The organism is Psychrobacter raelei (assembly GCF_022631235.3).
Lineage (GTDB): Bacteria > Pseudomonadota > Gammaproteobacteria > Pseudomonadales > Moraxellaceae > Psychrobacter > Psychrobacter raelei.
In genome coordinates this window covers 22,008-35,502 of record NZ_CP100399.2, presented here as the reverse complement: position 1 = coordinate 35,502, position 13,495 = coordinate 22,008, and the positions used below count along the sequence as shown (strand labels likewise).

Genomic DNA, 13,495 nt, shown 5'->3' with positions numbered 1-13,495 from the left:
GAGGGCGTTCAAAACTCTGTGTCAACTAAATTAAAGACGCATCACCGAATCTAATCGACCAGGGAAATAGATAGACAGCTGCATCATCGTCTGTCCCCAATTACGAATCGGCATCGTCCACTTGGCACTGGCATTTAACATACCAACATACAACAATTTGAGCAAGCTGGTTTCATTCGGGAAAGCGCCTTTGGTTTTAGTAAGTTTACGAAACTGACGATGTACCGCTTCCACCGCATTGGTGGTATAAATAGGCTTTCTGACTGCTTCAGGATACTTAAAATAGGCAGATAGTAAATGCCACTTGTCCCGCCAAGACTTAATCACCGCCGGATACTGATCGCCCCAAACAGCCTCTAAATCATCAAGAGCCAGTTCAGCTGACTCCTTATTAACTGCCTTATAAACAGGCTTTAAATCGCGCATAAAGGCTTTTTGATCACGACTAGCTACATAACGGATACTATTACGGATTTGGTGAATCACACACAGCTGTACTTCTGTATTGGGGAAAATGGCATTGATGGCTTCAGGAAAACCCTTTAGGCCATCCACACAAGCGATGAGAATATCTTGTACGCCACGATTGTGTAAATCTGTGAGCACAGATAGCCAGTAGTTTGCCCCTTCGCTTTCAGAGCAATACAGACCAATGAGTTCTTTTTTGCCTTCGGTATTAAGTGCTAATAGCGTGTAAATGGCTTTGCTGACATAGCGTCCTTCGTCTTTGACCTTGTAGTAAATCGCATCAAGCCAGACAAACGGATAAACGCTGTCGAGTGGACGAGATTGCCATGCTTTAAGCTGCGGTATCAGCTCATCAGTGATGCTACTGATGGTCGCCTCTGAGACCTCAAGTTGGTATATCTCAGCAATGTGGTGGCGTATGTCACGGTAACTCATGCCATGAGAAAATAGCGATAGGATGCGGCTATCGATCTCAGCGGTGAGTTTAGTTTGATGTTTCTTGACCAACACAGGCTCATATTCACCGTTACGATCTCGTGGCGTTTCAAGCTCGAAGCTGCCCGCCGCTGATTTGACGGTCTTTTTGCTGTAACCGTTACGACGGTTGCTTGTAGAACTTTGTTCAAGGTGGCTTTGTATTTCGGCATTTAAGGCAGCTTCGGTGAGCTGTTTGATGAGTGGGGCAAGTACCCCGTCACTGCCTGTGATAGGTTTACCTGCTTGAATGCCTTTTAAGGCTTCGTTAAAGTCAAAGTTTTGCATGGTGTCATTCCTTGTTTTTTACATAGTTTAGGGGAATGACACAGAATTTTGAACACTACCCATTTTTTAAAATGCGGTTTTTTTGTATGTCAATTTCTTATAAAACTAATGCCTAACCCTATTAATAAAATAGTAAGGATAGCTATGAATAGCATCCTGATCTGAACCAGTTGTATCTTTTCTGCAATCTTTATAGCATCTTTAGTATTCTTAAATTTTTTAAGTTTGGTCATTTGTTTTTTCTGGCGCATATTTTTGTCCCGTTATAATTTTACTTCATATCTTATGGGATATGAGCTATTCCATTTTTAGTTTAGGCTAAACCTAAATTTATGCCCCTTTATTAGAGGCTATAACAAAGTATAAGGATGTTAATTGAACCCTTTTTAGGTAGTTTTAGTATATGCCCTTCGGTGAAATTGGACAACCATCTAGAACAACTATGATACTGTACTAGGTATACATCAGAGGACATCATTGAACAAAGAGAGGCTATGTGAACATATCAGTATCAGAAGCATCAAAAAGATGGGGTGTATCAAGGACCACAATCTACAAAAAGATAGATGATGGCGAGCTTTCAAGAAATTCAGACAAGAAAATCGATACTACTGAAATGTTACGGGTGTTTGGGAACCCACCAAGCACTGAACGTACTGAACAAAATGAAAATAATGTCCAATGGACGCCAGTGAACAGTGAAGCTGAACAGGAAAACGTTCAGCTAAAACATGAATTAGAGATGGAAAAACTAAAAAACGTCCACCTGCAGCAGCAGGTGGATCATCACAAGCAGTTGGTTGAAAATTACCAAAAGCAAATTGACCAGTTAAGTAAGAGCTTGGACAAAGCGAATGCTAGTATTCAGGACTTTGCACAAACTAAGCTATTAGAGATGAAAGGTAGCTTATCAGGATCGAGCATCTCTCAAGACGAAAACAACTCCAAGGACAATCAGGGAGACAGTGAAATAGTAAGTTCTGAGTCAAATTCAAAACCTGCTACTAATCAAGAAGCTATCAACACTAAGGGCAAGAAAAGATGGTGGAGCTTGTCTTTGTAAATGCTCTCATGGATAGTTAGGTTTTAACGAGCAAAACCTTTACTTGTTAAAGAGTAGCTAAGTATCACAGTTGTCATGAGCATTTATTAGGAGTAGTATATAGACTATAATCTATATTATGGTTTTATATGTGGACTGTCATCACAACCGATCTATTCAATGATTGGCTTTATCAGCAAGATCAATCGACACAAGAGAAGGTGCTTGCCGCTTTAGTGGTTTTACAGCAGCAAGGCCCAAGCCTAGGGCGCCCTTTAGTGGACACTGTATATGACTCAAAGTTTACCAACATGAAAGAGCTTCGGGTCCAGCATCGAGGTAAACCACTGAGAGCCTTTTTCGCATTTGATCCGAAAAGGCAAGCGATTGTACTTTGTATCGGTGATAAGGGTAATAACAAGCGCTTTTATAAAGAAATGCTAGCCACAGCCGATCAGCAGTATGAGTATCACCTTAAAACCTTGGGGGATTTATAACATGACTAAGACATTACAAGAGCTATTAGCAGAGTGCTCTTTAGACAGCCAGGCGCGTATTCAGCAACTGGCCGAGCAGCTATTTTTGGAAAACCAACTCTACCGCATCCGAGAGGAGCTTGAAATCTCTCAAAAAGAACTTGCTCAAACTTTGGGTATTAAGCAGCCTTCACTATCTGCTATAGAAAACCGTGGCAATGACCTTAAAATCTCAACCATGAAAAAATATGTTGAAGCCATGGGTGGTAAGCTTCGTATTGATGTGGAGCTGCCAACGGGGAAGCATATTGGCTTTACTGTCTGAATATATTCTTCAGATTATATAGAGGAGGATATTGGCTTTGATGCCTTTGAAACCTCAGCAATCAATTGTCTTGAACACTTCACAGTCTGTTGAATATCAGAGTAGCTGTGGCCTGATTTTAGAAGACTGGCAATAATTTTACGCTTTTCCATGTCCTTCCCCCGCCCTTTATATTTACCTTGAGCTTTAGCGCGTGCAATACCTTGCATTTGACGGTTACGTCTATCCTCATAATCCTTTCTGGCAATGGCTGCCAGCATATCAAGTAGCATGTCATTTATAGAGCGTAGTACGCTTTCCATAAACTCCGAGCTATTACCCTGTTGTAATGCCATATATGACGTTGGAAGCTCTTTAGACACCACAGAAAGACGTTTGGCTGATAGTTTTCTCTTTAAGGTATCCCAATCAGTTTGATTTAAACGTGCCAAACGGTCTATCTGTTCAACTAAGATCACATCGCCCTCAGAGGCATCATCAATGAGCTGCATGAGCTGTGGACGTTCTAGCGTCGCTCCTGACTCGTTCTCAGTATAGAATGCTGCGATTTTATGGCCATGCTCTCTAGCAAAAGCAATAAGTTCATCTTTAGCACGATTGGCGTCTTGATCCTTGGTTGAGGCACGAAGGTAGGCTCTAATAAACATAAACACCCAAAATAGTCTGTTATAAGTAGTTCTACTATATCAGTCTATTTTAGGTGGTCTATTAATATTTTATAAGGCGTTTTTAGGTGGTTCCACTAGGGTATACCCTAAAATCAACAATCCAAAATAAGCTAAGTTAATAATGAATGAGATATAATTATGCTATTAAATATACTTGTTAATTACATATTATATAATCTAAAAATTTGATCCAAAAGGAAAGTTAACTCATCATGGACGTACGTAAACACAAGGCTAGTTTTTTTAGCGTAGTAATTACTTTTTTATGTCTCACGCTATCATTAAATGCTAATGCAACAGACTCAGTACTTGAAGCGGTTACCAATGCTGAAACTGAATTAGGCGCTAGAATTGGTCTAGCTGTGCATGATTTGGAAACGGGAAAACGTTGGGAACATAAATCTAATGAACGTTTTCCTCTAAGTAGTACCTTTAAAACACTTGCCTGTGCAAACGTTCTTCAAAGAGTTGATCTAGGTAAAGAAAGAATTGATAGAGTTGTGAGATTCTCTGAAAGCAATCTCGTTACATACTCACCTGTAACAGAAAAACATGTGGGTAAAAAAGGGATGTCGCTCGCAGAGCTGTGTCAGGCCACATTATCAACCAGTGATAATTCAGCTGCCAATTTTATTCTACAAGCGATTGGTGGACCTAAGGCTCTAACGAAATTTTTGCGTTCCATTGGCGACGATACTACGCGCCTTGATCGCTGGGAAACAGAACTTAACGAAGCGGTGCCTGGAGATAAGCGAGACACGACAACACCAATTGCAATGGTAACGACACTTGAAAAGTTACTAATTGACGAAACACTATCTATCAAATCTCGTCAACAACTAGAATCTTGGCTTAAAGGTAATGAGGTTGGCGATGCATTGTTTCGTAAAGGCGTTCCAAGTGACTGGATAGTAGCAGATAGAACAGGCGCTGGTGGTTATGGGTCGCGTGCTATTACTGCGGTGATGTGGCCTCCAAATCGCAAGCCTATCGTAGCCGCTCTATACATTACAGAGACAGACGCCTCGTTTGAAGAAAGAAATGCTGTCATTGCAAAAATTGGTGAGCAAATAGCGAAGACAATATTAATGGAGAATAGCCGTAACTGATTTATTTATAGTTCGATGCCTGTATAGGGAACCGAACCAGTGAATGAGCCTGATTGGTTCACAATAGGCATACTGTTTCTGCTAGAAAATCATTCTACCGGCAAGTATTTCAATCGATATGTCTAAGCTAGTTAATGATTCTAATTCAGCCTCTAGTTTATCTAAAGTAGCTTGACTAGGTTTGCCCTCTGGAAAGAAAATCATCACGCTTGTCGTTTGGTCGACAGGGGTATAGCCAATTGCTTGCAATTCACCACGGTACTTATTTCTAATCAAGCTGGTAATTTCTTCAGACACTTTTTGATCACTATAAATAGCCGCTGATTCATCCGCTGAGCGGTTATTTGTCGGTAATATTTGAATCGGAAGGCTAAAATCCTTAGCATCACTGCTGGTAAATACATAATGATGAATTTCTGCCTTCACATTGGGTTTTGTCATAATAAACAAACGATAGTCTCTAACAGCTTCTTCATCACTGACGGGTTTATCAGCTTTTCTAATGCCTTTTTGGTCAGATGTTGCAAATCCCCAGCTTGCTCCCACTAGATCGTCACCCAGTTGATCAAATAAACCTTGCAATACACCCTCGTCTTGAACCCCGCCTTGCATTGCCAAAATCCTCATCGCTTGTTCCTTACTTACTTTAGAGTCTGACATAACGGCTTGCATCATGACGTCATCAATTTGATAGCGTTGGATCACTTCCTTAGGAAAATTATCAACGATAAGATTATTTGGCTTATCAATTTTTGACCAATCAATGGCTTTCATCGTAACTGGCTTTGAATTAACTTTTGGTAATTCAACGACTTTAGGAATTGGTGGCTGTGTAGTAACAGCTTGACTGCATCCATTTAAAATTAAACTCGTCAATGCTAAAAATATTATTTTATTCACTTTTATTATCCTAATTCTCATAGTGGGTCTAATCAGCCAGCTTAAAGATGACCCCTGCCATCAATGCCGTACACTCATAATGGGGTCGTTTGCGGGAGAGGGCGAAATCCTACGCTAAGGCTTTGGCCAACGATATTCTCCGGTAAGATTGATGTGTTCCCAGGGGATAGGAGAAGTCGCTTGATATCTAGTATGACGTCTGTCGCACCTGCTTGATCGCGGCCGCGATAGCTAGATCGCGTTGCTCCTCTTCTCCATCCGCGTTCCAAGCTGCGGAAAGGCACCCATAAGCGTACGCCTGGTCGAGCAGGCGACGCGGATCGACGTCCAGCGCACGAGAGAATGCGTCCGCCATCTGTGCAATGCGTCTAGGATCGAGACAAAGGTCGTCTCTGTCAGCCGGATCGTAGAACATATTGGCGGCGCCAAAGCCCACTTCACCGACCAGACCGACGGGATCTATCACCAGCCAGCCGCGACTGGAGAACATGATGTTTTCATGATGCAGATCGCCATGTAGCCCACGCAGTTCCGAGGCATTGCTCATCATTTGATCGGCTATAATCGCCGCGTGGACGTAGTCAGTTTGACAACCTGCGTTTTGATCATCGCGCGCCCGCTGAAACAAAGCTGCAAAGCGATCCCGGATCGGGAGAAGGGCAGAAGGCAGGGGTTCCTCAGATGCGGCATACAGCTTCGCCATTAGTTCCGCTGCAATTTCGGTCGCCTGGTAGTCGCCGTGCTCGGCAACGATGTGAGAGAGCATTCGCTCCCCGGCATATTCGAGCAACATCAGATTGTTCTCACGACCGAGCAACCGGACTGCTCCCCTCCCATTGCGCCATACCAGATAGTCGGCCCCGCGCAGTTCATCAGCAATGTCTTCTATAGGTTTCAATCCCTTGACGATTGCAGGAGTCCCGTCTGGCAATGAAACTTTCCAAACGAGGCTGGAAAAGGTGTCCGCAATGAGAACAGGTTGCGAAACGTGCCAATGAGCAGGAAAAACAGGCGGCATGAACATCAACCCCAAGTCAGAGGGTCCAATCGCAGATAGAAGGCAAGGCGTTCGCGGTCGGGGGCTTCGATCCCCAATACATTGAATAGGACAGCGAAGGCGCGCTCTGCTTCATCTGGCGCTGCCCAGTTCTCTTCGGCGTTAGCAATCATGAGTGCCAAATCGGCATAGCGATCTGCTGTTCCGAGCCGCCCAAGGTCGATCAGACCCGTGCATTGAAGAGTTTTAGGGTCCACCATGAAGTTCGGCATGCAGGGATCACCATGGCAAACAACCATATCGGTGCGCTCTTGGTCGAGCCGCACCGGTAGCTCTCGTTCGACACGAGCCAAAAGATCGAGCTGCGGCGTACTCTTGTCCTCGTCCGGTAAGAAGTCGGGATTGACGGCATTGCGGGACACCACATCAACGGCGCGTCCGAACATTCGCGACAGCCTGCGCTCAAACGGACATTGATCAACCGATAGGCTGTGAACAGCGCCAAGTTGCTGCCCCATTGACGGCCACGCTTTGAGCAAATCCGCTCCAGACAGATCAGCCGCCGGTACTCCCGGAATTGCCGTTATCACCAAGCATGCACCCTCCTGTTCCTCCTGCCAGTTGATCACCTCGGGGCAAGCCACACCTCGACCTTTGAGCCAAATGAGGCGGTCACGCTCTCCAGCGAGCTCACCGCGGCGGGAAGCAGGTGCGATTTTCGCGAAGGCATGCCCGTCACCACGTCGAAAAACAAAATCACCAGATTCTCCGCCTCTGACAGGCAACCAGTCAGAATGCGATTCACCAAAAAAAATATTAGTTCGATTCAATGGAGGTTCCTTCAGTTTTCTGATGAAGCGCGGAGGTGAGAGGTGGTCCCACTTGTTTGAACAACTAAAAGCTTATTTATAAGTGATACTCTGCTCTAGTTAAGCTACCTTATTTTGTTGTGGTAGCTGGTCATAGTAAAACTCATCTGGAGTCATTTTGTCCAGACTCGAATGAGGTCGTTTCAAATTATAAAATTCAAAATATGCGTTTAATTGCTTCTTCGCATCCAAAACATTGCTGTAGGCTTTGAGATACACCTCTTCATATTTAACGCTCCGCCATAATCGTTCAACCATCACATTATCAACCCATCGACCTTTACCATCCATACTGATTTGAATGCCATTTGATTTCAATACATCAATAAATGCATCACTGGTAAACTGACTGCCTTGGTCTGTATTAAAGACTTCAGGTCGGCCATATTTTTCAATAGCTTCATTTAATGTTTCTATGCAAAATGTAACCTCCATACTAATCGATACTCTATGCGCAAGTACCTTGCGGCTATGCCAATCAATCACAGCACATAAATAAACAAAGCCTTTTGCCATAGGGATATACGTTATATCCGTAGACCACACTTGATTACTGCGCTGAATAGCCAATCCTTTGAGCAGATATGGATATTTACGGTGAGCTTGATTGGCCTGACTTAGATTTGGTTTACGATATAACGCATTAATGCCCATTTTCTTCATTAAAGTACGTGTATGACGTCGTCCTATATGATGTCCTTGACGATTCAATAAATCACGCATCATACGGCTACCTGCAAAAGGGTATTGCATATGTAACTCATCCATACAGCGCATCAGCTTCAGATCTGATTCACTCACAGGTTTTGGGCGATAGTAATAACAACCACGGGAGACTTTCAGCAGCTTAGCTTGCTTAGATACTGAAATCTGAAGTGAGTCATCGATTAACTTTTGTGGTTGAAGCGACCCAGTTTCTTCAACACACCTTCTAAAAAATCAATTTCTAATGCCTGCTCACCGATTTTTGCATGTAGTTTTTTTAGATCGATGGGTGGTTCTGTTGGAGCTTTTGATTGATCGAAAGCTTGCGAGGAAGCTGAAATCAGTTGATTTTTCCAGTCAATAATTTGGTTTTGATGAACATCAAATTCAGCACTCAATTCAGCAAGTGTTTTTTCTGCTTTAATCGCAGCAAGTGCTACCTTAGCTTTAAAGTCATTTGAATGATTTCTTCTTGGTCTACGTGTCATAAAATACTCCATATATTGATGTTTATAACATCATTTGGGGAGCAAAATATCACTTATAAGTGTTGTTCAAATTTCCTGATCCACCTCTGTGGCTCAACCTGCGAAAAGAAACGAGTTGCTACGTAAGTCCGAGAACATGCTTTCCATGGTCTCTGAGCTCGCCTTTGGGACCGACATATCGGTAGAGAGTGACGCGCTCGATGCCGAGTTCCTTGCAGAGATCGGAAACTGAAGTATCGCGCTGGGCCATGGCGGCTTGCGCGAGACGCACCTGAGCTTTGGTGAGCGCGAATTTTCGTCCGCCCTTGCGACCGCGCGCTCTCGCGGAGGCGAGACCCGCCATGGTGCGCTCTCGGATCAGATCCCGCTCGAACTCGGCCAAGGTGGCGAAGATTCCGAACACCATGCGACCGGACGCAGTCGTGGTGTCGATCTGAGCGCCCTTTCCAGTCAGAACCCGCAGGCCGATCTTGCGGTCTGACAGCTCCTTCACCGTGTTGACCAGATGGGCAAGCGATCGTCCGAGGCGATCGAGCTTCCAGACCACCAGCACATCGCCGTCACGCAATGACTTGAGGCAGGCAGTCAAGCCAGGGCGATCATCACGACCGCCGGAAGCAAGATCATCATAGATATTGTCCCGTTCGACACCTGCGGCGCGCAAGGCGTCGTGCTGCAGGTCGAGAGACTGCGAGCCATCGGCTTTGGAGACGCGGGCATATCCGATCAGCATGTATCACAAACGTTGGTTTGAGGCGGCGCTTCGGCCACGATTGCATTGACCTCTGGAAATGTATCTCAACCAGCTTCATAAACAAAGCGTCTTGAACGCTATCAGATTTTGAAAAAGGAACATGTATGCCGCGTCGCGTCACTCTAACCGATCGGCAGAAAGACGCGCTGTTGCGCTTGCCGACTTCACAGACGGATTTGCTCAAGCACTATACGCTGAGTGATGAAGACCTTGGGCATATCAGGCTGCGTCGGCGCGCTCACAACAGGTTCGGCTTCGCCCTGCAATTGTGTGTCCTGCGCTATCCCGGCCGGGTGCTGGCTCCAGGCGAACTGATCCCTGCAGAGGTCATCGAATTTATCGGAGCGCAGCTTGGCCTGGGTGCCGACGATCTCGTAGACTATGCTGCCCGCGAGGAAACACGGCACGAGCATCTTGCCGAGTTACGGGGGCTCTACGGCTTCCGCACCTTCTCCGGACGTGGTGCGAGCGAGCTGAAGGAATGGTTGTTCCGAGAAGCCGAGATGGCGGTGTCGAACGAGGATATCGCCCGTCGCTTCGTAGCCGAGTGCCGACGCACCCGCACTGTCCTTCCCGCGACATCCACGATCGAGCGGCTTTGTGCCGCGGCTCTCGTCGATGCCGAGCGACGCATCGAGACGAGGATCGCCAGTCGGCTGCCTATGTCGATCCGAGAACAGTTGCTGGCATTGCTCGAGGAGACGGCTGATGATCGGGTGACCCGTTTTGTGTGGCTGCGCCAGTTCGAGCCTGGCTCGAACTCTTCGTCGGCCAACCGGCTGCTCGACCGGCTCGAATATCTGCAACGCATCGATCTCCCCGAGGATCTGCTTGCCGGCGTTCCTGCCCATCGGGTGACTCGTCTGCGCAGGCAGGGTGAACGGTATTATGCCGACGGCATGCGCGATCTCCCGGAGGACAGGCGGCTTGCGATCTTGGCTGTTTGCGTCTCGGAATGGCAGGCGATGTTGGCCGACGCAGTGGTCGAAACCCACGACCGGATCGTCGGCCGTCTCTACCGTGCTTCGGAGCGTATTTGCCATGCAAAGGTCGCAGACGAAGCGGGGGTGGTGCGTGACACCCTGAAATCCTTCGCCGAGATCGGGGGCGCCCTGGTCGATGCACAGGATGATGGCCAGCCGCTGGGCGATGTCATCGCGAGTGGGTCAGGGTGGGACGGCTTAAAAACCCTTGTTGCAATGGCAACCAGGCTGACCGCCACCATGGCCGACGATCCGCTCAATCATGTGCTCGACGGTTATCACCGCTTCCGCCGATACGCTCCACGCATGTTGCGCCTGCTCGATCTGCGAGCTGCGCCCGTTGCACTGCCGCTTCTGGAAGCGGTGACGGCCCTTCGTACCGGTTTGAACGATGCCGCGATGACCAGCTTCTTGCGGCCCAGCTCGAAATGGCATCGCCACCTTCGGGCCCAGAGGGCTGGCGACGCTCGCCTATGGGAGATCGCGGTGCTGTTCCATCTGCGCGATGCGTTCCGCTCCGGAGATGTCTGGCTTACTAGGTCCCGGCGCTATGGCGATCTGAAACACGCACTCGTTCCGGCACAATCCATCGCGGAAGGCGGTCGTCTCGCTGTGCCATTGCGGCCGGAGGAATGGCTGGCAGACCGGCAAGCTCGCCTCGACATGCGGTTGCGCGAGCTTGGCCGTGCCGCTCGCGCAGGCACGATCCCGGGCGGGTCGATTGAAAACGGCGTTCTGCATATCGAGAAACTCGAAGCCGCCGCGCCGACAGGCGCCGAAGATCTGGTGCTCGATCTCTACAAGCAGATCCCGCCCACGCGCATCACCGATCTCCTGCTGGAGGTGGATGCGGCGACCGGCTTCACCGAAGCGTTCACCCATCTGCGCACAGGAGCACCCTGCGCTGACCGGATCGGGCTAATGAACGTTATCTTGGCGGAAGGGATCAACCTCGGCTTGCGCAAAATGGCGGATGCGACAAACACCCACACCTTCTGGGAATTGATCCGCATTGGACGGTGGCATGTCGAGGGCGAAGCCTATGACCGGGCGCTGGCCATGGTGGTCGAGGCACAGGCAGCGTTACCCATGGCCCGGTTCTGGGGCATGGGCACGTCGGCTTCGAGCGACGGACAGTTCTTCGTCGCTACAGAGCAAGGTGAGGCCATGAACCTGGTCAACGCGAAATATGGCAATACCCCGGGCCTGAAAGCCTATAGCCACGTCTCCGACCAATATGCGCCGTTCGCAACCCAGGTGATTCCTGCAACGGCAAGCGAAGCGCCTTACATCCTCGATGGCCTGCTGATGAACGATGCTGGACGCCATATCCGCGAGCAGTTCACCGACACGGGCGGCTTCACCGATCACGTCTTTGCCGCATGTGCCATTCTCGGCTACCGGTTCGCTCCGCGCATCCGCGACCTGCCATCCAAACGGCTCTACGCGTTCAATCCGTCGGCCGCCCCGGCGCACCTGCGAGCGTTGATCGGCGGAAAGGTCAACCAAGCCATGATCGAGCGCAATTGGCCCGACATCCTGCGCATCGCCGCCACCATTGCTGCCGGGACCGTCGCGCCAAGCCAGATTCTGCGGAAACTCGCCTCCTATCCGCGGCAGAACGAGCTCGCGACAGCCCTGCGGGAAGTCGGTCGCGTCGAGCGCACCCTGTTCATGATCGACTGGATTCTGGATGCCGAACTCCAACGGCGTGCCCAGATCGGGCTCAACAAAGGCGAAGCTCATCATGCGCTGAAGCGGGCAATCAGCTTCCACCGCCGCGGTGAAATCCGCGACCGTTCCGCCGAAGGCCAGCATTACCGCATCGCCGGCATGAATCTGCTCGCCGCCATCATCATCTTCTGGAACACCATGAAGCTCGGCGAGGTCGTTGCAAACCAGAAACGCGATGGAAAGCTGCTATCGCCCGATCTCTTGGCCCATGTTTCGCCGCTCGGATGGGAACACATCAATCTCACCGGAGAATATCGCTGGCCAAAGCCTTAGCGTAGGATTCCGCCCCCTCCCGCAAACGACCCCTTCAACATTAACCTGAGTCTGTTCAACGCTAATCATTATAGGATTACCCGATAAGTCGCCTGATTCTGCTATGGCATTACCGCTATGACTAATACGAGCAACGACTGCTAACTGAGTTTTGTCACTACGAGCTGAATTTAACGTGCGATCTGGCATCATCGCATCAAGATTGCTTAAGCGGATACTAGCCTCACCTTGCTTGATAATACTAATGGGTAAACGTTTGGCGGCAAACGGAGGGCCCCCTTTCACATCACGTATCGCTACAAACAACACATCATCAGCTTTCACTAACAGTAATAAATTAGCGTTAATTTTCACTGTCACGTCAATACCTTCTAGCGCTTGCTTTTCTTGCGTGCTAACGTAGTTGCTTAACTCATCTAAGCTTGCTAAAGCTTTAGTATGATCACCTGGTTTGGCCACAATGCTGCCTTGTAAGCGTTTAATCCAACCTTGCGCTTCTGCAAAGTTACTACCACGTGCCTCACCCATTGCCATTAGCATCTGCGCACCTTCATGCTGTGGATTTTTGGCAAGGACATCTTGTAATACACGGCGGCTACTGGCATCAAGCTGACCTTTATTGGCAAAAAAGCTAATCTGCGCATAAGTGGTCGCAATCTCTTCATTGTCTGGTGACAGACGGTAAGCGCGTGACAAAGCTTCAATCGCTGAGTCGGTAGCTTCAAGCGATAAAAACATCATTATAATAAAAACCTGCTATCAAAGCGCCAAATGACGTTATCATGGCGGCAAACTGTGCCCAAGCTAGGCTAGGGGCTAGTCGTTGCCAAGCAACTTGGTTACGAATAACACCAATAGTTGGCAGAATTACCTGCAATAACGCCAGTACAAAAGCGGTAAGCAAGGCAAAATAGCCCAATTCTGTAATCAACATACGGTCTA

The 13,495-nt window shown here is 48.1% G+C and carries 13 protein-coding genes and 1 pseudogene; 5 read left to right on the top strand and 9 right to left on the bottom strand.

Annotated features, from left to right (window positions below; translation table 11 throughout):
* Positions 1–30 precede the first annotated feature (30 nt).
* Entirely contained in the window at positions 31–1,230 is a 1,200-nt protein-coding gene (locus tag MN210_RS13270) for an IS256 family transposase (RefSeq protein ID WP_241879195.1), read from the bottom strand.
* 496 nt (positions 1,231–1,726) lie between these two features.
* On the opposite strand from MN210_RS13270, the gene MN210_RS13265 reads away from it, so the two are divergent.
* From MN210_RS13265 to MN210_RS13255, 3 genes are all read left to right on the top strand, one after another.
* Entirely contained in the window at positions 1,727–2,293 is a 567-nt protein-coding gene (locus tag MN210_RS13265) for a plasmid replication DNA-binding protein (RefSeq protein ID WP_255017132.1), read from the top strand.
* Between the two features lie 128 nt (positions 2,294–2,421).
* Positions 2,422–2,769 (top strand): type II toxin-antitoxin system RelE/ParE family toxin, encoded by a 348-nt coding sequence (locus tag MN210_RS13260; protein ID WP_011954793.1) that lies wholly within the window; start codon positions 2,422–2,424, stop codon positions 2,767–2,769.
* Position 2,770: 1 nt separating this feature from the next.
* Positions 2,771–3,073 carry a helix-turn-helix domain-containing protein gene (locus MN210_RS13255; protein ID WP_338412862.1) on the top strand — a complete coding sequence of 101 codons (303 nt, stop codon included), beginning with the start codon at positions 2,771–2,773 and terminating at the stop codon, positions 3,071–3,073.
* 14 nt (positions 3,074–3,087) lie between these two features.
* Here the strand turns inward: MN210_RS13255 and MN210_RS13250 are convergent, their stop codons facing one another.
* Complete coding sequence (locus tag MN210_RS13250; RefSeq protein ID WP_255017133.1) at positions 3,088–3,720, bottom strand: recombinase family protein; 633 nt, start codon at positions 3,718–3,720, stop codon at positions 3,088–3,090.
* 233 nt (positions 3,721–3,953) lie between these two features.
* Here MN210_RS13250 and MN210_RS13245 point away from each other — a divergent pair, with 233 nt between their 5' ends.
* Positions 3,954–4,850 carry an RTG family carbenicillin-hydrolyzing class A beta-lactamase CARB-8 gene (locus MN210_RS13245; RefSeq protein ID WP_063859363.1) on the top strand — a complete coding sequence of 299 codons (897 nt, stop codon included), beginning with the start codon at positions 3,954–3,956 and terminating at the stop codon, positions 4,848–4,850.
* Between the two features lie 81 nt (positions 4,851–4,931).
* Here the strand turns inward: MN210_RS13245 and MN210_RS13240 are convergent, their stop codons facing one another.
* The 5 genes from MN210_RS13240 to MN210_RS13220 all read right to left on the bottom strand — a co-directional run bounded on the left by MN210_RS13240 (position 4,932) and on the right by MN210_RS13220 (position 9,542).
* Positions 4,932–5,750 (bottom strand): hypothetical protein, encoded by an 819-nt coding sequence (locus MN210_RS13240; protein WP_338412861.1) that lies wholly within the window; start codon positions 5,748–5,750, stop codon positions 4,932–4,934.
* A 187-nt stretch (positions 5,751–5,937) separates the two neighbouring features.
* Positions 5,938–6,774, bottom strand: a complete 837-nt coding sequence (locus MN210_RS13235) for an aminoglycoside O-phosphotransferase APH(6)-Id (RefSeq protein WP_000480968.1) — start codon at positions 6,772–6,774, stop codon at positions 5,938–5,940.
* A complete protein-coding gene (aph(3'')-Ib, locus tag MN210_RS13230) occupies positions 6,774–7,577 on the bottom strand; it encodes an aminoglycoside O-phosphotransferase APH(3'')-Ib (protein WP_001082319.1) in 804 nt (267 codons plus the stop codon). Before aph(3'')-Ib ends, MN210_RS13235 begins: the two co-directional genes overlap by 1 nt.
* Positions 7,578–7,676: 99 nt before the next feature.
* A protein-coding gene (locus MN210_RS13225) for an IS3 family transposase (protein ID WP_223672967.1) occupies positions 7,677–8,809 on the bottom strand; the annotation gives its coding sequence in 2 pieces (ribosomal slippage) (positions 7,677–8,557 and positions 8,557–8,809; 1,134 coding nt in all).
* 118 nt (positions 8,810–8,927) lie between these two features.
* On the bottom strand, positions 8,928–9,542 hold the full coding sequence (locus MN210_RS13220; RefSeq protein WP_000904906.1) for a recombinase family protein: 615 nt from the start codon (positions 9,540–9,542) through the stop codon (positions 8,928–8,930).
* A gap of 125 nt (positions 9,543–9,667) precedes the next feature.
* On the opposite strand from MN210_RS13220, the gene MN210_RS13215 reads away from it, so the two are divergent.
* Positions 9,668–12,553 carry a Tn3 family transposase gene (locus MN210_RS13215; RefSeq protein WP_001138082.1) on the top strand — a complete coding sequence of 962 codons (2,886 nt, stop codon included), beginning with the start codon at positions 9,668–9,670 and terminating at the stop codon, positions 12,551–12,553.
* Here the strand turns inward: MN210_RS13215 and MN210_RS13210 are convergent.
* Both MN210_RS13210 and MN210_RS13205 read right to left on the bottom strand, forming a co-directional pair.
* Positions 12,467–13,294, bottom strand: a complete 828-nt coding sequence (locus tag MN210_RS13210; protein ID WP_338412860.1) for a tetratricopeptide repeat protein — start codon at positions 13,292–13,294, stop codon at positions 12,467–12,469. The genes MN210_RS13215 and MN210_RS13210 overlap by 87 nt on opposite strands.
* Positions 13,290–13,487 (bottom strand): annotated as a pseudogene (locus tag MN210_RS13205) (heme lyase NrfEFG subunit NrfE); the annotation flags it as partial. The pseudogene MN210_RS13205 and the gene MN210_RS13210, both read right to left, overlap by 5 nt.
* Between the last annotated feature and the right edge of the window lie 8 nt (positions 13,488–13,495).